At 69.0% G+C, this 17,761-nt stretch carries 18 protein-coding genes; 8 read left to right on the plus strand and 10 right to left on the minus strand.

Translation table 11 applies throughout. From position 1 onward, the window contains the following. Positions 1-255 precede the first annotated feature (255 nt). The 3 genes from ACIRON_RS10055 to ACIRON_RS10065 all read left to right on the plus strand — a co-directional run bounded on the left by ACIRON_RS10055 (position 256) and on the right by ACIRON_RS10065 (position 3,087). Positions 256-1,089 (plus strand): glycerophosphodiester phosphodiesterase, encoded by an 834-nt coding sequence (locus ACIRON_RS10055; protein WP_402992192.1) that lies wholly within the window; start codon positions 256-258, stop codon positions 1,087-1,089. Further along, on the plus strand, positions 1,086-2,438 hold the full coding sequence (locus tag ACIRON_RS10060; protein WP_402992193.1) for an MFS transporter: 1,353 nt from the start codon (positions 1,086-1,088) through the stop codon (positions 2,436-2,438). The genes ACIRON_RS10055 and ACIRON_RS10060 overlap by 4 nt, the downstream gene beginning before the upstream one ends. A 262-nt stretch (positions 2,439-2,700) precedes the next feature. Next, positions 2,701-3,087, plus strand: a complete 387-nt coding sequence (locus ACIRON_RS10065) for an RNA polymerase-binding protein RbpA (RefSeq protein ID WP_008359714.1) — start codon at positions 2,701-2,703, stop codon at positions 3,085-3,087. Between the two features lie 64 nt (positions 3,088-3,151). On the opposite strand, the gene ACIRON_RS10070 is transcribed toward ACIRON_RS10065, so the two are convergent. The 7 genes from ACIRON_RS10070 to ACIRON_RS10100 all read right to left on the minus strand — a co-directional run bounded on the left by ACIRON_RS10070 (position 3,152) and on the right by ACIRON_RS10100 (position 10,144). Further along, positions 3,152-3,628: an FxsA family protein gene (locus ACIRON_RS10070; protein WP_402992194.1), complete on the minus strand. Its 477-nt coding sequence runs from the start codon at positions 3,626-3,628 to the stop codon at positions 3,152-3,154. Then, entirely contained in the window at positions 3,625-4,377 is a 753-nt protein-coding gene (locus tag ACIRON_RS10075; RefSeq protein WP_402992550.1) for a polyprenol monophosphomannose synthase, read from the minus strand. The genes ACIRON_RS10070 and ACIRON_RS10075 overlap by 4 nt, the downstream gene beginning before the upstream one ends. 500 nt (positions 4,378-4,877) lie before the next feature. Then, positions 4,878-5,264, minus strand: coding sequence for a hotdog domain-containing protein (locus ACIRON_RS10080; protein WP_402992195.1), 387 nt, complete (start codon positions 5,262-5,264; stop codon positions 4,878-4,880). After that, positions 5,261-6,001: an OAM dimerization domain-containing protein gene (locus ACIRON_RS10085; protein ID WP_402992196.1), complete on the minus strand. Its 741-nt coding sequence runs from the start codon at positions 5,999-6,001 to the stop codon at positions 5,261-5,263. Before ACIRON_RS10085 ends, ACIRON_RS10080 begins: the two co-directional genes overlap by 4 nt. Beyond that, positions 5,998-7,551: a lysine 5,6-aminomutase subunit alpha gene (locus ACIRON_RS10090; RefSeq protein ID WP_402992197.1), complete on the minus strand. Its 1,554-nt coding sequence runs from the start codon at positions 7,549-7,551 to the stop codon at positions 5,998-6,000. The genes ACIRON_RS10085 and ACIRON_RS10090 overlap by 4 nt, the downstream gene beginning before the upstream one ends. Next, complete coding sequence (locus ACIRON_RS10095) at positions 7,548-9,101, minus strand: amidohydrolase (protein ID WP_402992198.1); 1,554 nt, start codon at positions 9,099-9,101, stop codon at positions 7,548-7,550. The genes ACIRON_RS10090 and ACIRON_RS10095 overlap by 4 nt, the downstream gene beginning before the upstream one ends. Further along, the gene (locus ACIRON_RS10100) at positions 9,098-10,144 is read right to left on the minus strand and encodes an L-erythro-3,5-diaminohexanoate dehydrogenase (protein WP_402992199.1); all 1,047 of its coding nucleotides are present in this window, start codon (positions 10,142-10,144) and stop codon (positions 9,098-9,100) included. The genes ACIRON_RS10095 and ACIRON_RS10100 overlap by 4 nt, the downstream gene beginning before the upstream one ends. Before the next feature lie 110 nt (positions 10,145-10,254). Here ACIRON_RS10100 and ACIRON_RS10105 point away from each other — a divergent pair, with 110 nt between their 5' ends. Beyond that, positions 10,255-11,664 (plus strand): KamA family radical SAM protein, encoded by a 1,410-nt coding sequence (locus tag ACIRON_RS10105; protein ID WP_402992200.1) that lies wholly within the window; start codon positions 10,255-10,257, stop codon positions 11,662-11,664. 39 nt (positions 11,665-11,703) lie between these two features. Here the strand turns inward: ACIRON_RS10105 and ACIRON_RS10110 are convergent, their stop codons facing one another. The 3 genes from ACIRON_RS10110 to ACIRON_RS10120 form a co-directional block, all read right to left on the minus strand. Beyond that, complete coding sequence (locus ACIRON_RS10110; RefSeq protein WP_091042468.1) at positions 11,704-12,147, minus strand: Lrp/AsnC family transcriptional regulator; 444 nt, start codon at positions 12,145-12,147, stop codon at positions 11,704-11,706. A 114-nt stretch (positions 12,148-12,261) separates the two neighbouring features. Further along, entirely contained in the window at positions 12,262-12,963 is a 702-nt protein-coding gene (locus ACIRON_RS10115) for a cache domain-containing protein (protein WP_402992201.1), read from the minus strand. Further along, positions 12,960-13,700 (minus strand): FadR/GntR family transcriptional regulator, encoded by a 741-nt coding sequence (locus ACIRON_RS10120; RefSeq protein WP_402992202.1) that lies wholly within the window; start codon positions 13,698-13,700, stop codon positions 12,960-12,962. The genes ACIRON_RS10115 and ACIRON_RS10120 overlap by 4 nt, the downstream gene beginning before the upstream one ends. 86 nt (positions 13,701-13,786) lie before the next feature. On the opposite strand from ACIRON_RS10120, the gene ACIRON_RS10125 reads away from it, so the two are divergent. Genes ACIRON_RS10125 through ACIRON_RS10140 form a run of 4 tightly spaced genes read left to right on the plus strand, consistent with a single transcriptional unit; the run spans position 13,787 to position 17,736 of the window. Next, positions 13,787-14,857, plus strand: a complete 1,071-nt coding sequence (locus ACIRON_RS10125) for an ABC transporter ATP-binding protein (RefSeq protein ID WP_402992203.1) — start codon at positions 13,787-13,789, stop codon at positions 14,855-14,857. Positions 14,858-14,882: 25 nt separating this feature from the next. Continuing rightward, on the plus strand, positions 14,883-16,070 hold the full coding sequence (locus ACIRON_RS10130; RefSeq protein ID WP_402992204.1) for an extracellular solute-binding protein: 1,188 nt from the start codon (positions 14,883-14,885) through the stop codon (positions 16,068-16,070). Further along, entirely contained in the window at positions 16,067-16,927 is an 861-nt protein-coding gene (locus ACIRON_RS10135) for an ABC transporter permease (RefSeq protein ID WP_378683216.1), read from the plus strand. The genes ACIRON_RS10130 and ACIRON_RS10135 overlap by 4 nt, the downstream gene beginning before the upstream one ends. Then, positions 16,924-17,736, plus strand: coding sequence for an ABC transporter permease (locus tag ACIRON_RS10140; RefSeq protein ID WP_402992205.1), 813 nt, complete (start codon positions 16,924-16,926; stop codon positions 17,734-17,736). The genes ACIRON_RS10135 and ACIRON_RS10140 overlap by 4 nt, the downstream gene beginning before the upstream one ends. Positions 17,737-17,761: the final 25 nt, after the last annotated feature.

Below are 17,761 nucleotides of genomic sequence, written 5' to 3' on the forward strand. Positions count from 1 at the left end.
CTGGGTTCCCCGCAGACCCTCGCCGAGGCGTCAGCCCCGGGGGGGGGGGGGGGCCCCGCGCGCCCCCCCCCCCCCCCCCCCCCACCCCGCCCCCCCCCCCCCCCCCCCCACCCCCCCCCCCCCCCCCCCCCCCCCCCCCCCCCCCCCCCCCCCCCGGTTTTTTGGGGCCCGCCCCCCCCGACTCGGCGGACTTGCCGATCTTCGGTGAAATCTGAGTCCGCGGGCTCATGTGATCCGTCCCTCGCGGGTGGTTAGATGCTCCCCGTGAAGGAGCAGCAACGACGCGTACGCGCCTATGCGCACCGTGGTGGAGCGCTCCATCCCGACCTGGTCGGGATGGAGAACACCATGGAGGCGTTCCGGCATGCGGTGGAGCTCGGCTACACCCATCTCGAGACCGACGTGCACGTCACCCGCGACGGTGTGCTGCTCGCCTTCCACGACGAGGCGCTCGACCGGGTGACCGACGTCAGCGGGCTGATCGCGGAGATGACGTACGCCGAGGTGAGGGCCGCCCGGATCGGCGATATCCACGGGGTGCCGACGCTGGCTGAGCTCTTCGAGGCGTTCCCGGAGGTCACCTTCAACATCGATCTCAAGTCCGACGGCTCGGTCGGCGCGGTGGCCGAGCTGCTCGCCGCGACCGACCACGAGGACAAGGTCATCGTCGGCTCGTTCTCGGTCAGGCGGCTGAAGGCGTTCCGCCGGTTGACCGAGGGGCGGGTGCGAACCTCGGCGCATCCGCGTGAGGTGCTCGCCTACCTGCTGGCGCCGACCACCGGGATCGCCAAGCGCCTGGTCGGGTCGCGCTTCGACGCCTTCCAGATCCCGCACCACCAGCATCTTCGTGGCCCGCTCTCGATCCGGGTCGCGTCGCGCGGTTTCGTCCGCCGCGCCCACAAGGCCGGCAAGGAGGTCCACGTCTGGACCGTCGACGATCCGGCCGAGATGGCGCGTTTGCTCGAGCGCGACGTCGACGGTCTGATGACCGACCGAACCGACGTCCTGAAAGCGTTCCTGGAAGAGCGTGGCCTGTGGGAGGCTGCTCCGACCGGAGCGAGACCGAACGATGAGGAGCCCGAGAAGTGACCACATCAGCCGGGATCGGCGACTTCACGCCGGTCGAGCGGGCGCGGGAGCAGAAGGGCTGGTTCTTCACCGACTGGGCCGTCTCCGCCTTCCAGACGACGGTGGCCGGTGTGCTGTTCGCGCCCTACCTGATCGAGATCGCGAAGGCCGCCGCCGTCGACAACCGCATCGACGTGCTCGGGCTCTCGATCGCGCCCGGCGCGCTGCCGTCGTTCGTGATCACGTTCTCGACGATCCTGTCGGCGCTCATCTATCCGCTGGTCGGCGCGATCGCCGACCGTACCTCGCGCAAGCCGGACCTGATGGCCGGGTTCGCCTGGGCCGGCGCGCTCTGCGCGGCGCTGTTGTTCTTCATGACCGGGGACAACTGGTGGTTCGGCTCGATCATGTTCATCATCGCCAACCTGTGCGCGGGTGCGGCGGTCGTGGTCAGCGACTCGATCCTTCCGCTGATCTCGACCGAGGACGAGCGCGACCGGGTCTCCTCGATCGGGTGGGCCTACGGGTACGCCGGTGGTGGGCTCCTGCTCGCCGTCAACTTCCTCCTGGTCACCTTCGCCGATCCCCTCGGGCTCGGGACGGCGCTGGCGGTACGGATCTCGATGCTCTCGGCCGGGCTGTGGTGGGCGGGGTTCATCATCATCCCGTGGCGCCGGATCCGCCGGCGCGAGCCCGCCGACGTCGAGGACGTCTCCGGCGGTGTCGTGGCGCGCTCCTTCGGTCAGCTGTTCGTGACGCTGCGCGAGCTGCCGCAGTATCCGGTCGCGCTGACCTTCCTGCTGGCGTACCTCTTCTTCAACGACGGCATCCAGACGGTGATCAGCTCGGCGTCGATCTACGGGGTCGAGGAGCTCGGGTTCGAGACCGGCACGATGCTCGGCATCTATCTGCTGGTGCAGTTCGTGGCGGTCGGCGGCGCGGTCTTCTTCGGCCGGCTGGCCAAGAGCTTCGGCGCCAAGCGGGTGATCCTCGGCGGTCTGGGTGGCTGGATGGTCATCGTCGTCGCGGCCTACTTCGTGCCGGAGCAGACCCTGGTGCCGCTCCTGGTCGTCGCGGTCGGGATCGGTCTGGTCATGGGCGGCACCCAGGCGCTGGCCCGGTCCTACTTCTCGCTGTTCATCCCGGCCGGCAAGGAGGCGGAGTACTTCAGCCTCTACCACGCCATGGACCGCGGCACCTCCTGGATGGGCACCCTGGTCTTCGGACTCGTCTACCAGCTCACCGACTCCTACCGGCCGGCGATCCTGGCGCTGATCGCGTTCTTCGTCGTCGGTGGCGGCCTGCTGGCGCTGGTGAACACCGCGAAGGGCATCGAACAGGCGGGCAACCGAGCGCCCCAGCGCGTCTGAGACGACTGAGCGAGGGCGTGAGAGCGTGCTCAGCGGCTGGCGGTTTCGAGACATCGGCTGCTCAGGACTTTCTCAGGGAGATTCGCAGGTCAGGCGGGTCCTGTGTCGAACAACACGGCGACGATCTCTACATTTCACGGAATCATCACCTCCTCTGTACCGTTGACGATGTGAAGAGGCCAGACGGCCTGCGTCATGAGTCCGCAGACCGCCTCGCTCTTCAGCTCATTCAACGGGGGACGATCGACTCAGGAGGTGCTTCATGGCCGAGCGCACGTTGCGCGGCGCCCGACTGGGCGGACAAAGTTTTGAGGACGAACGCGGGATCGAGTTCGCGGGTCGTCAGCAGGTGGCGTACCGCTGCCCGCAGGGTCACGACTTCGAGATCACGATGTCGGACGAGGCCGAGGTTCCGGCCATCTGGGAGTGCCCGCGCTGCGGCATGGAAGCTCTCAACCTCTCCGGCGCCAAGCCGGAGGAGAAGGCCGAGAAGCCGGCGCGTACGCACTGGGACATGCTCCTGGAGCGGCGCTCGGAGAAGGAGCTCGAGGACATCCTCAAGGAACGCCTCGACCTGCTTCGTGGTGGCGAGATCGGCCCGGCTCACCTGCACCGCAAGGGACCGGGGAAGAAGAAGGCCAACGCCTGACTTCTGAGACAGCCAGATACGCCGACGGCGGCCTTCCATCACGGAAGGCCGCCGTCGGCGTATCTCAGGCCTTGTCCTTGTCGATGACCTCGCCGGTCACGATGTCGTCGTTACGCGGCCGGGCTCCGGGCCCGAAGGTGGAGGGCATCGTCGCGGTGACCAGGCGCTTCTGCACGACCGTGGCCAGGATGCGGCGGAAGAACGGCCGGGTGAACGGCAGGATCAGCACGATGCCGAAGATGTCGGTCACGAAGCCGGGGCTGAGCATCATCGCGCCACCGAGCAGGATCAGCGCGCCGTCGGCGATCTCGTTGGACGGGAGCTTGCCGGTGGACAGCGCTGTCGAGAGCGCGGACCAGGCACGGGAGCCCTCGCGGCGCATCAGCCAGGCACCGAAGATCGAGTCGGCGATCAGCAGCAGGATCGTCCACCACACGCCGATGACCTGGCCGACCTGGATGAGTACGAACAGCTCGGCCAGAGGCACCACCAGGAACAGCAGCACCAGCACCCAGGAGAACCGGCGGCGTCGCGTGGTCATCGACGGCCTCCTGCGAGACGGTCCAAGCCGAAGCGGCGCAGCAGGCGGAGCAGCTGGTCGCGGCGTTCGGCCAGGCCCCAGTGGGTCACCCGGCGCATCGACTCGGCGGCGACCGCCGGGCTCATCTTCGACTCGCCCCGGACCCGCTCGATGAACTGGATCGGGACCTCCTTGACGGTGAGACCGGCCCGCAGCGTACGCGTCACCATCTCGGTCTGGAAGACATAGCCGGTCGACTCGACGCTGTTCAGCTGCAGCTTCTCCAGCGTCGTACGCCGGAAGAGGCGGTAGCCCGCGGTGGCGTCGTGGACGCCGATGCCGAGCAGGAGCCGGACGTAGAAGTTGCCACCGACCGAGAGCAGGCGCCGCGACAGCGGCCAGTTGACCACCGAGCCGCCGCGAATCCAGCGGGCGCCGATCACCAGGTCGGCAGAGGTGAGCGCCTCCAGCAGCAGGTGGAGCTCCTCGGGCTGGTGCGAGCCGTCGGCATCCATCTCTCCCACGACGTCGTAGCCCTGCTCCAGGGCCCATCCGAACCCGTGCAGGTACGCAGCCCCCAGCCCGGCCTTCTCGGTGCGGTGAAGCACGTGGATCTGGTCGTCGTTGTCGGCCAGCTCGTTGGCGATCGTGCCGGTGCCGTCGGGTGAGCCGTCGTCGACGACCAGGACGTCGACACGTGGCTGCGCCTTGCGTAGCCGCCCGACGATCCAGGCGAGGTTGTCCGCCTCGTTGTAGGTCGGGATGACCATCACCGCCCGACCGATCTCGGTCCAGGGAGGAAGCTGCTCGTTCGTCACGTACGCCGGCCTTGTCAAGGAATGGGGGTGGAGATCACAGGATATCCGGCCGTTGGTCACATGCTCGAATGCCAATCAGCAGAGTCGCGGGAGCACCAAGACGATCTTCGGGCCGTTCCGATCCCTGCTGGAGGCAAGGGGACGATCGTTGTCTAAGGGCGCCTCGGCCCTCCCGCGTTGCCCTCGCGGCCGTTGACCGCGCCCACGAAAACGTGTCGAAGGCATGCCTGGCACGACACCCCCCGACCCGATTCATCGAGCGCCGGTCCGCCGGCCGCAACTCTGCATGGGCGAACGCTGCCACCATCACCCGATGACTCCGCGGAAGTCAACACGGCTCTGACCTGCAAAAACAGATGTTTTCCCAGGTCAGCCACAGCCTGTCGGGCGCGAGAAAGTGAAGAATTCGCGAGGAACCTCGGCGTGTCGTCTTCGCGTACCCGCTATGACGCTCAGGGAACGACGACGGTACCTCGCGCGGAGGTGGCGAGCAGCGGCTCCCCCAGTATCTCAGCAGCCCCTGGACGGGCCTCGGTCGCGGCTCCTCGGGCCACGACGTACACCGCGAACTCCATCACCCGCGACCGGGTCCCGGCCCTGATCAGCTCGCAGGTGATCTCCAGGACGTCGCCGGCACGCACGGGTGCCTTGAACTGCACGTCGTCGTAGGAGGCGAACAGACCCTCGTCACCGTCGGTGAGGATGCACATCTCGGTCGCGACGTCGCCGAAGAGACCCAGGCTGTAGGCCCCGTCGACCAGGTTCCCGGCGTAGTGGGCGTGGGAGTAGGGGACGTAGCGGCGGTGGACGACCTTGGTGCCGATCTCCGGTGACGTCATGCGGCGGGCTCCTTCGCGGTGGTGCGGTGGACGAGGTAGGAGGCGACCTCGGCAGGGGTGGTGCCGCGGCCGAAGATGCGGTCGACGCCGAGCTCGGTGGTCATCGACTCGTCGAATCGTGGACCACCGGCGACCAGGAGCGGCCGCTCCCCCGCCGGGTAGGCCTCGCGGAACGCCGCCGACATCTCCCGGGTGTTGAGCAGGTGCGCGTCGCGCTGGGTGACGACCTGGGAGACGAGGACGGCATCGGCACCTCGGGTGACGGCGGCCTCGACCAGGGAGGGCACCGAGACCTGAGCTCCAAGGTTCACGACCTCGATCTCCTTGTAGTACTCCAGGCCCTTCTCCCCCGCGAAGCCCTTGATGTTGAGGATCGCGTCGATCCCGACGGTGTGGGCGTCGGTGCCGATGCAGGCGCCGACGACGACCATCGGACGCCGCAGCGTCTCCTTGATCACCGCGTTGGCCTCCTTCGGCGTCAGCAGCGGGAAGTCACGCTCGACGACCTGCACCTTGTCGGTGTCGACGAGGTGGTTCACCTGCCCGTAGACGACGAAGAAGGTGAAGTCGTCCCCCATCGGCTTGGAGTGGACGACCATCGCCGGCTCCATACCCATCTTGTTGGCCAGCTGCAGCGCGGCGCCGTCGGCGACCTTGCTGTGCTTGATCGGCAACGTGAAGGAGACCTGCACCATCCCGTCGCCGGTGGTGTCGCCGTAAGGCCTGATGATGCTCACTTTCCCTCCAAGATGTCGCTGGCCGGGTTGTAGTACGCCGAGGACTTCTCGGCCACGCCCTCGAGGCCCTTGCCGGCGTCGGCGGGGCGCTTCATCAGGCCGAAGGTGCCGTCCGCGATCGCGTCGAGCAGCCCGTTGGGTTCGTCGATGATCTTCCCGAGCAGGTCGATCGACTCCCCCAGCACCTCCCGCGCGCGGTTGGCGATGAAACCGTCGGGGGCCGGGTGGAAGTCCTCGCCGAGGCGCCCGGCCGCGTCCATGACGTACCGGACGTTCTGCAGGGCCAGGTCGCGGTCGGAGAGCCAGGGGGTCACGACCGCCTCGGTCATCATCCCGACCAGCAGGATGCCCTGGTCGGTCATCGCGCCGGCCAGGTTGAAGAACCCGTCGAGCAGGTAGCCCTTGAAGATGTCGCCGGTCATGTGCCGGGTCGGGGGCATCCACTTCAGCGGGGCGTCGGGGAAGATCGTCTTCGCCAGCAGCGCGTGCGCGAGCTCGAGGCGGAACGAGTCCGGGACATCGGGGTTGATCTCGAAGGCGTGGCCCAGGCCTAGCTGCCAGTCCTCGAGGCCGGCCTCCTTGGCGAAGTACTCGTTGAGCAGCTGGCTCGTGGTGACGGTGTGCGCCGCCTCCACCGCGTCAGCGGTGGTGAGGTAGTTGTCCTCGCCGGTGTTGATGATGATCCCCGCCCGCGCGTGGATCTGGCGCGAGAGCCGTTGGTCGACGAACGTACGCACCGGGTTGATGTCGCGGAACAGGATCCCGTACATCGAGTCGTTGAGCATCATGTCGAGACGCTCCATCCCCGCCAGCGCCGCGATCTCGGGCATGCACAGCCCGCTCGCGTAGTTCGTGAGCCGGACGTAGCGGCCGAGCTCACGGCTGGTCTCGTCGAGGGCGGCTCGCATCAGCCGGAAGTTCTCCTGGGTCGCGTACGTCCCGGCGAACCCCTCCCGGGTGGCGCCCTCGGGCACGTAGTCGAGGAGCGACTGGCCGGTCGAGCGGATCACCGCGATGATGTCGGCGCCCTCGCGCGCGGCCGCCTGCGCCTGCGGGATGTCCTCGTAGATGTCGCCGGTGGCCACGATCAGGTAGATCCACGGCTTGCGGGGCGCGTCGCCGATCTCGGCGATCATCCGCTCGCGCGCCACCCGGCTGGCGTCGAGCCGGGCGATGCCGACCCCGACCGCCTCGCGGGCGTGCTTGGCAGCCAGCTCGGCCTCGGCGCCCTCGGGCAGGCGGAACGTCACCTGGCCGGCGGCGGCCTCCTCGGCGAGGCGCGAGAGGTCGTTGCCGTGGCCGGCCAGCGCCTGCCAGACCGGCAGCGCGACTCCGTGCTCCAGCCCGATGTCGGCGCGCACCGCGTCGACCAGATGGTTGACCCACGGGGTGCCGTCCGGGTCGGCGCCGGCGAGCCCGGCCAGCCGCAGCGTGGCCCGCTCGACGGCGACGGTGGTGTGCTTCGTGGCCATCTCGACGATCGGGTCGCCGACCTTCGCGGCCAGAGCGCGGGCCTGGGCGATCGTGCGTGGGTCCAGATCCAGTCTCACCGGACACCCTCCTTCTCGGATCGGTCCTTCTCGAATACGGTCCTGCCGTCGACGACGGTCTGCAGGCAGGCAGTGATGACGTCGGCGACGTCGGGTGCGGTCAGGTCGGGGAACGCGGTGCGGTCCCACACGGCGTACGTCGCACGCTGACCGACGGCGAGGGTGCCGGCGTCGTCGATGCCGGCCGCGTACCAGCCGCCGGCGGTGTGGGCGGCGAACGCCTCGGCCGGGGTGATGCCCTGGCCGGGCGTGCGGTGGTGAACGGCCGCGTGCACGGCTGCCCACGGGTCCAGCGGCGTGACCGGCGAGTCGGAGCCGAAGGCGAGGCGTACGCCGGCGTCGAGCAGGGTCCGGAACGGGTTCATCTCCTGCCAGCGCTCCCCCAGCCGGGCGGCGTACATCCGGTCGGGGCCGCCCCACAGACCGTCGAACATCGGCTGCACGCTCGCGATCACCCCCAGGTCGGCGAAGGTCTCGATCGCGGCCGGCGAGGGCAGCTCGCAGTGCTCGAGCCGGTGGCGACGGGCTCTCACCACCTCGGGGCCGAGCGCGCGGGCGGCGAGCCGGAACGCCCGGGCGATGTTGTCGATCGCCTGGTCGCCGATGCAGTGGAAGCCGGCCTGTACGCCACGCCGCGTGCAGCCGATGATGTGCTCGGCCATCTGCTCCGGGGCGAGGTAGGCGTGGCCACGGTGGCCGGCCAGATCGGCATAGTCGCTGGTCAGGGCCGCGCTTCGGGACCCGATCGAGCCGTCGGCGCTGAGGTCGCCGGCGAGGCCGGAGAGGTCCTCGAGACGGTCCAGGTCGCCGAAGCCGAGGTGGGCGCCCCAGTAGTAGGTGCCGTGCAGGCCGGCCGCCGCGGCTTCGGACTGGACGGCGGTCAGGTCCGACTCGGGGCCGATGTCGGGCCCCGCGTTGTCGTGGAAGGCGCCGATGCCCAGGGCGGCCATGCTCCGCAACGCCGCACGCGCACCGCGCTGGGCATCGCCGGCGGGGGTGAGGTCGGCCAGCAGCGGGAGCAGCGCACGCAACGCCTCCCGCTCCACTCGTCCGTCCGGCGCCCAGCCGGCGAGCCCGGTGATCCCGGGCACCTCGGTCATCAGCGCGCTGGAGACCACCGCGGAGTGGCCGTCGATGCGGTTGAGATAGACCTTGCGCCCGCCCGAGGCGCGGTCGAGCTCGGCCGCGGTCGGCAGGGTCGGATCCGGCCAGAGCGACTCGTCCCAGCCCTGGGCGATGACCAGGGCGTCGGGGGTCAGGCCCTTGACATAGGTGGCGAGCTTCTCGAGCACCGCGTCCCGGCTGGGCGCGCCGACGAGGTCGAGGCCGAGGATCTGCTCACCGGTCTCGACGACGTGGACATGGCTGTCGACGAAGGCCGGCGTCACCAGCCGCCCGTCGAGGTCGACCACCTCGTCGGGACTTGCGAAAGCCTCGGGGTCGGTGCCGGTCCAGATGATGCGGCCGTCCTCGACGGCCATCGCCGAGATCGGTCCGCCCGTGGCCAGGCCGGTGTGGATCACACCGTTGCGCAGCAGGATGCGGGTCACGGCGCCAGTCTGCCCTCGAAGAGCGTCCGGACGCCCGGGTTCGCCCGGAGAAGATCCAGGGCGTACGCGGCATGCCCGGGGACGTAGCCGTTGCCGACGAGCATCGTGACGTCGGCGGCCAGACCCTCGGCGCCGAGCGCGGCGGCGGAGAAGGAGGTCGCCATCGAGAAGAAGACGACCGTGCCCTGGTCGGCGGTGGCCAGGATGGCGCCGCCCTCGCAGCCTGGCACGTCCACGCACACCACGGTGACATCGGCCGGGCCGCCGGCCTTGGCGACGGCGTCGCGCAGCGCCACCGGGTTGCGGGCGTCGGCGACCACGACCTCGTCGGCGAGGTCTGCCTCCCGAAGTCGCGACGCCTCGGCCTCGGTCGGGACGATGCCGATCAGGTGGCCGGCGCCGGCGTCGCGGGCCGCGGCCAGCGAGAGCGAGCCGGACTTGCCGCCGCCACCGATCACGGCGACCACTCCGCCCGTGTAGCGCTCGGCGACGACCCGCCGGGTCAGCGCCGGGGCGCCGCACACGTCCATCACCGACAACGCGAGCTCGGGAGCCAGGTCGTCGGGTAGAACCGCGGCGATCGAGCGGCCGAAAAGGATGGCGTAGCCGTCGCACGGCACCTGCTCGTCCTCGCCGGTCCAACCCGCGAGGCCGTCCTCGATCACCAACGGCGTCAGGGTCAGCGACACCAGCGTCGCGACCTTGTCCCCGACCTTCAGCCCCAGAGGCGACTCGGGGCCGACCTCCTCGACGACACCGACGAGCATGCCGCCCGACCCGGTCACCGGGTTCTGCATCTTGCCGCGGTCGGCGACGATGTCGAGAACCTCGCGGCGTACGGCCTCTCCGTCGCCGTCGTGTGCGGACTCCAGCTGCCGGAACGAGGCGGCGTCCAGGTTCAGCCGCTCCACCCGGATCCGCACCTCGTCGGGCCACAACGTCTTTCGGGTGTCGAGCCTGCGGGCTGCCTGGGGCAGCGGCAACGAGCCGCTCACCGGCTCGTCGAGCACCCGGTGCAGTCCTGTCGGGTCAGAAGTGGTCATCGTCGTACGCCTCCTTGCGTGCATCTCACGCCGGACCCTACCAGCGGCTGATGGAAGAATTGCGGCCTAGGCTTGCAACCACCGGAGGATCTCCCGCTATGGTGGAGAACATGACGGCAACCATCGAGCCCAACCGCCGAAGCGAAGCCCGAGGCAATGGGCACAGTCGAGACGGACAGCCCTACGCCTACCAGCGCGTCGAGCTGGTCGAGCCCGACTGGACCCGGTTCCCGGGGTGGGCCGACGTGACCGACGAGCAGTGGCGCGACGTGCAGTGGCAGCGGGTCAACTGCATCAAGAACGTCCGCCAGATGCGCGCCCTGATGGGCGATCTTCTCGACGAGCGGTTCTACGCCGACCTCGAGCGCGACATGGCGGAGCGGGCGACGATGTCGATGCTGGTGCCGCCCCAGATGGTCAACACGATGGTTCCCTCCGGCGCCTCGGCGGGCGAGGAGTTCACCGCCGCGTTCTACGCCGACCCGATCCGGCACTACATGATCCCGGTCTTCTCCGACCGCCGCACCGACTGGCCCTCACACCCGCAGGCGAGCCGCGACTCGCTGCACGAGCACGACATGTGGGTCGCCGAGGGGCTGACCCACCGTTACCCGACCAAGGTGCTCGCCGAGCTGCTCTCCACCTGCCCGCAGTACTGCGGCCACTGCACCCGGATGGACCTGGTCGGCAACTCGACCCCGGTCATCGACAAGCTCAAGCTCACCGGCAAGCCGGTCGACCGCCACGAGGCGATGCTCGAATACCTCCGCAACACCCCGCAGGTGCGCGACGTGGTGGTCTCCGGCGGCGACGTCGCCAACCTGCCCTGGCCGCGGCTGGAGGACTTCCTCACCAAGCTGATGGCGATCGACAACATCCGCGACATCCGACTGGCCACCAAGGGCCTGATCGGTCTCCCGCAGCACTGGCTCCAGGAGCCGCTCCTGGAGGGGATGAACCGGGTGACGACCATCGCCCGCGAGCGCGGCGTCTCCCTGGCGATCCACACCCACGCCAACCACGCCAACTCGGTCACTCCCCTGGTCGCCGAGGCGTCCAAGGCGCTGCTGGCGGCCGGCGTGCGCGACGTACGCAACCAGGGAGTGCTGCTCGCCGGCGTCAACGCCGACAGCCACAGCCTGCTCGACCTGAGCTTCCGCCTGCTCGACGGCGCGCAGATCATGCCCTACTACTTCTACATGTGCGACATGATCCCGTTCAGCGAGCACTGGCGGGTCTCGGTCGCCGAGGCCCAGCGGATGCAGCACGACATCATGGGCTATCTGCCCGGGTTCGCCACCCCGCGCATCGTCTGCGACGTGCCTTTCGTCGGCAAGCGCTGGGTCCACCAGATCGCCGACTACGACACCGAGCGCGGCATCTCCTACTGGACCAAGAACTACCGCACCTCGATCGAGGCGTCGGACTCCGAGGCGCTGACCCGGACCTACGAGTACTACGACCCGATCCACACCCTGCCCGAGTCGGGCCAGGAGTGGTGGCGTACGCACGGGGAGTGACCCCCCGAGTGACTGGGACCCGGCGCTGGTCGCCGGGTCTCAGTGCGTCATGGTGGGGCGGTGCTCGTAGTAGGTGTACATCGCGATCGTGGTGCGCGTGGACACGTTGGCGACCGAGCGGATCCGGCCGAGCAGCTCCTCGAGCGCCTCGGGCGTGGCCACGCGCACCTTGAGCATGTAGGACTCGACGCCTGCGATCGACCAGCAGGCCTCGACCTCGTTGAGGTCGGCGACGCGCTCGGGGCAGTCGTCGGGCTGCGAGGGGTCCATCGGCTGCACCGCGACGAACGCGGTCAGCGGCACGCCGATCGCGGCGTAGTTGACGGTGGCGCCGTAGCCGGTGATGAGGCCACGCTGCTCGAGCCGCTTGACGCGCTGGTGCACCGCGGAGGTCGACAGGCCGGTCGCCTTGCCCAGGTCTGTGTAGGACATCCGGCCGTCCTCCGCAAGAAGCTGGAGGATTTTACGGTCCGTGGCCTCGATCTCAGGTGCAGTCACGGCGACAGCGTACCCACAACAGCAATATCTCCGCCGCAACGTCCACGAAACTAGTTGACGTCGAAAGATTTCCGGCCACGCCGCCGGGACGGGAGGGCCTCAGGAGGGCCAACCGGCGAGTGTCATCTGCTCGCCAGGACCGTCCACGGAGCGCCGCACCACCGACAGCAGCCACCCGGCACGGGCCTCGTCGGGGACGGCGTTCAGTGCCTCGCCGGTGGCCAGGTGCGGGTCGGCGGAGACGACGACCCGGCCGTGCGAGTTGACCAACGTCGCGCCGACCTCGCGCAGGCCGGGCAGCAGCATCGTCTCCAGGGTCTCGACCGAGCTGTCGGCGCCCGCGACGCCCACCATCCGGCCGCCCGCGTAGACCGGCAGCGTGGTCGTCAGGACGTACTCGTCGGCGCAGATGAAGTCGACGTAGGGACCGGCGACGTAGAGCTCGCCGGTGCGCTCCGGCACCCGGAACCACGGCTGACGCGTGTAGTCGATGGCCTCCCCCGTCGCCGGCACCTCGGCCTCGCCGAGGAAGTCCCGGCCCGGGCCCTGCCACCAGGCCAGGTAGAGCCGTCGGTCGGCGAGCGCGTCCGGTGCGACGACGAACCCGCCGCCCAGGAGGTTCGGGTCCTGCAGGAAGGCCAGCGTCCCCGTCTCGACCTGTGCGATCAGCGCCTCCGAGGTGACCGGTCCCGCGGCGAAGAGGGCACCGACCTCGTCGCGCACCCGCTCGAGCTCGGTGAGGATGGAACCGAAGTGCTGCTCGATCCGGGCAGCACAGGCGGCCGACACATCGATGTTCATGGTCGTACCACCTCATGGATCTCGGTCAGACGTTCAACGGCGTGGGTCACGTGGTCGCGTACGCTCCCCCGCGCCGCGGCGACGTCTCCCGCCTCCAGCGCCGCGACGAGCGCGCGGTGCCGCGCGGCGGAGGCGTGACGGAAGTCCGACTCGCTCAGCGGCACTCGCAGCAACGTACCGAAGTCGGCCTCCTGTCGCACCACCTCCCGGGTGAGCCGCGCCGACTGGGTCAGCGCGGCCACGGAGAGATAGAGCTCGCTCTCGGCGTCGCGCCACCGGCCGACGTCGTCCCCGTCGAGCGGGAGCAGCAGGTCCTGGAGGTCCTCGACCTCGTCGGGGGCCGCTCGTTCGGCCGCGAGCTCGGCACAGCCGGTCAGCACGACCTGATAGAGACTGGCCCGGTCGCGCAGCTCCACGCGCGACATGGTCGCCAACCGCCCCTTCACGATGTCGCCGGGGTCGGGAGCGCGCACGAAGGAGCCACCCCCGCGACCACGGGTCGTCACCACCAGGCCCTGTGCCCGCAGGGAGACCAGGGCCTCCCGGGCGGTCACCGTCGCCACGCCCAGCATCTGGGCGAGCTCGAGCTCGCTCGGGAGCCGGTCACCGTCGGCGAGCACGCCCGAGCGGATCGCCTCCGCCAGCCGGTTCTCTACACGTACGGCTCTGCCTTCGTCGCCGATCGGCGCGAAGATCGCCGACCGGGCGCGCGAGGTCGTCGCACGGGCGTTGGCCACGATCGGGCTCCTCCTTCGAGTGGGTTTACAAAGAACTTACGGACAGACCCTTTAAAATCTAAGATCTGGTTCCATATGATTCAACAATGGGACCGACCGAATCTCCGCAGATCCAGCTCGAAGCCGTGACCAAGGCCTACGGCGACGTGATGGCTGTCGACGCCCTCGACCTGACCATCGGCGATGGTGAGTTCTTCTCGATGCTCGGACCGTCCGGCTCCGGGAAGACGACGGTGCTGCGCCTGATCGCCGGCTTCGAGCACGCCGACTCCGGCACCATCCGCCTCGGCAGCGAAGACGTCACCGCCCTGGCACCCTTCGACCGCGACGTCACCACCGTCTTCCAGGACTACGCCCTCTTCCCGCACTTCAACGTGCTCGAGAACGTCGCGTACGGCCTGCGCGTGCGTGGCGTCTCGAAGTCCGAGCGCAGCTCCCGGGCACGCGAGGCCCTGGAGATGGTGCGTCTGGGACACGTCGCGAACCGGAAGCCGACCGAGCTCTCTGGCGGGCAGCGACAGCGGGTCGCGCTCGCTCGCGCGATCGTCGTACGTCCTCGGGTGCTCCTCCTCGACGAGCCGCTCGGCGCGCTCGACCTCAAGCTGCGCGAGCAGATGCAGGTCGAGCTCAAGCAGATCCAGCGCGAGCTGGGGATCACCTTCGTCTTCGTCACCCACGACCAGGAGGAGGCGCTCACCCTCAGCGACCGGATCGCGGTCTTCGACAGCGGCCAGATCGTGCAGCTGGGCACACCGAAGGAGATCTACGAGCGGCCCACCTCGCAGTACGTCGCCGACTTCGTCGGCACCTCCAACGTCTTCGACGAGCAGGCGTCGAAGCGGATGCTCAAGATGGACGGCGCGTTCGCGCTGCGGCCCGAGAAGATCCTGCTCTCGAAGGAGGCCGCGGGCGCCCCGGTCGGCGCGATGACCGCCGCCGGAGTGATCACCGAGTCCATCTACATCGGCACCGGGCATCGGGTCCACATCGAGCTCGAGGACGGCACCAGGCTGGTCGCCCTCGAACAGAGCCGTGGCTCGCTGCACCCCGATGCCGCCGAACCAGAGTCTCGGGGCGACCGCGTGGTCGCCTCCTGGTCGCCGGGCGACCTGGTCCCCCTGGGCACCGATTCGTCCCGTGCCGTGCAACACCGATGAGCCAACGAAACCAGAGAGGTTGACCATGCGAAACATCCCAACCACACGCGCCGCCAGGCGCACCATCGGCGGCGCTCTCGCGGCCCTGTCCCTGATCACGCTGAGTGCCTGTGGCGGTGACGACGGCGACTCCTCGACCGGAGCGGTCGAGGAGCTGGGCGAGAACGAGGGCGAGGTCTCGATCCTGGCCTGGCCCGGCTACGTCGAGGACGGCTCGACCGACCCCGAGGTCGACTGGGTCTCCAGCTTCGAGGAGGAGACCGGCTGTCAGGTCACCGCGAAGGTCTACGGCACCTCCGACGAGGCCTTCAACCTGGCCAAGTCGGGCGAGTACGACGTCGTGGCCGCCTCCGGCGACCTCACCCTGCGCATGATCGCGGCGGGCGAGGCGGCCGAGGTCAACACCGACCTGATCCCGAACTACGAGGGCATCTACGACTTCCTCAAGGACCGCGAGTGGAACACCGTGGACGGCAAGAACTACGGCATCCCGCACGGCTACGGCGCGAACCTGCTGATGTACAACACCGAGGACGTCGCCCCGGCCCCGACCTCGTGGAAGGCGGTCTTCGAGGACGCGCCCCAGCACAAGGGCCAGGTCACCGCGTACGACTCGCCGATCTACATCGCCGACGCCGCGGTCTACCTGATGGCGCACCAGCCCGACCTGGGGATCGAGAACCCCTACTCGCTCGACGAGGAGCAGCTCGCCGCGGCCGTCGACCTGCTCAAGTCGCAGCGGGCCTCGGTCGGTGAGTACTGGTCCGACTACACCAAGACGCAGGCCTCCTTCGAGACCGGCGACACCGTGGTCGGCACCACCTGGCAGGTGATCGCCAACCTGATCGACCCGAAGAAGGCCAAGGTCGAGGCGATCCTGCCGTCCGAGGGCGCGACCGGGTGGAACGACACCTGGATGATCTCCTCGAACGCGAAGTCGCCCAACTGCGCCTACGCCTGGCTCAACCACATCGCCGACCCGGAGACCAACGCCCAGGCGACGGAGTACTTCGGTGAGGCCCCCAACTCGGACAAGGCCTGCGAGTTCGCCTCCGAGGGTCACTGCGAGACCTTCCACGCCGGCGATGAGGAGTACGCCAAGCAGATCTGGTTCTGGAACACGCCGATCGAGAAGTGCCTGGACGGCCGGACCGACGTGAAGTGCACCGACTACCAGGACTGGACCAAGGCCTGGGCAGAGATCAAGGGGTGACCTTGAGCTCTGTCAGCAGCACGCTCAGCAGGAGGCCGGGGATCCGCCTCGGCCTCCTGCTGGCCGCACCCCTCACCTGGCTGGTGCTCGTCTACGTCGTCGCCCTCGCCGCGCTGCTGGTGACGGCCTTCTGGACGATCGACTCCTTCACCAACGAGCTCGAGCGCACCTTCACCCTCGACAACATCCGCGAGATCACCGGTCAAGCGCTCTACCGGACCGTCACCCTGCGCACCATCGGGGTGGCCCTTCTGGTGACGCTCATCGACTGCCTGATCGCGCTCCCGGTCGGCTTCTACATGGCCAAGGTCGCCTCGCGGCGCTCCCGCCATCTGCTGGTGATCGCGTTCCTGATGCCGCTGTGGGCGTCCTACCTGGTCAAGGCGCTCGCCTGGCGCTCGCTGCTGTCCAACGGCGGGCTGCTGGACTGGGCCGGCGGCCTGGTCGGCCTCGGCACACCGGGATTCGGCCTCACCGCGATCGTGCTCACCCAGGCGTACATCTGGCTTCCGTACGTCATCCTGCCGGTCTACGCGGCCTACGAACGTGTCCCGGACTCGCTGCTCGACGCCGCCGGCGACCTCGGTGCCCGGCCTGCGCTGACCTTCCGCACGGTGGTGCTGCCGCTCGTGGTCCCGGGCCTGGTCGCGGGCTCGATCTTCTCGTTCTCGCTGACCATGGGCGACTACATCACGGTCAACATCGTCGGTGGCGCGAACCAGATGCTCGGCAACCTCGTCTACATCAACTCGGGGTCCAACCTGCCGCTGGCCGCCGCGATCGCACTGATCCCGATCTTCGTGATCATGATCTACCTGGCGTTGGTACGCCGCACCGGAGCTCTGGAGAACCTATGACCATCTCGAGATCGACGCGGCGCCTGCTGGCCGCGATCACCGGCCTGGTGCTCGCCATGCTCTACGCACCGCTCGCCCTGGTCGTGGTGAACTCGTTCAACACCTCCCAGGCGCTCACCTGGCCGCCCAGCGGCTTCACCACCCAGTGGTGGCAGCGCGCGGCGGTCAACCCGGGAGCCCACGACGCGATCCTCACCTCGCTGACGGTGGCCGCGTGCGCGACCGTGATGGCACTCGCCCTCGGTACCCTGCTCGGCCTGGCGATGCAGCGATACGCCTTCTTCGGGAAGGAGACCGTCAACCTGCTGGTCGTGCTCCCGATCGCCCTGCCGGGCATCGTCACCGGGATCGCGCTGTCCAACGCGTTCTCCTCGATCCTCGGCGTACGTCTGGGGTTCTTCACGCTCGTGGTGGCCCACGCGACGTTCTGCATCGTGACCGTCTTCAACAACGTGCAGGCGCGGTTGCGGCGGATGGGCGGCAACCTCGAGGAGGCCTCCGCCGACCTGGGCGCGGGGATGTGGACCACCTTCCGGCTGATCACGCTCCCCCAGCTGCGCTCGGCGCTGCTGGCCGGCGGGCTGCTGGCGTTCGCGCTCAGCTTCGACGAGATCATCGTGACGACGTTCGCCGCCGGCCCCGGTGTCACCACCCTGCCGGTCTGGATCCTGACCAACCTGTTCCGGCCCGGCCAGGCGCCGATCGTCAACGTGGTCGCGGTCGTCATGATCGTCGTCTCGGTCGCGCCGATCTGGCTCGCCCAGCGACTCTCGTCCGACCCGACCGACACGACGCGGGCGATTCACTAGGCTTCACCTCGTGGCTGAATCTCGA

Origin of the sequence: Nocardioides sp. NPDC101246 (genome assembly GCF_044767415.1) — a bacterium.
Lineage (GTDB): Bacteria > Actinomycetota > Actinomycetes > Propionibacteriales > Nocardioidaceae > Nocardioides.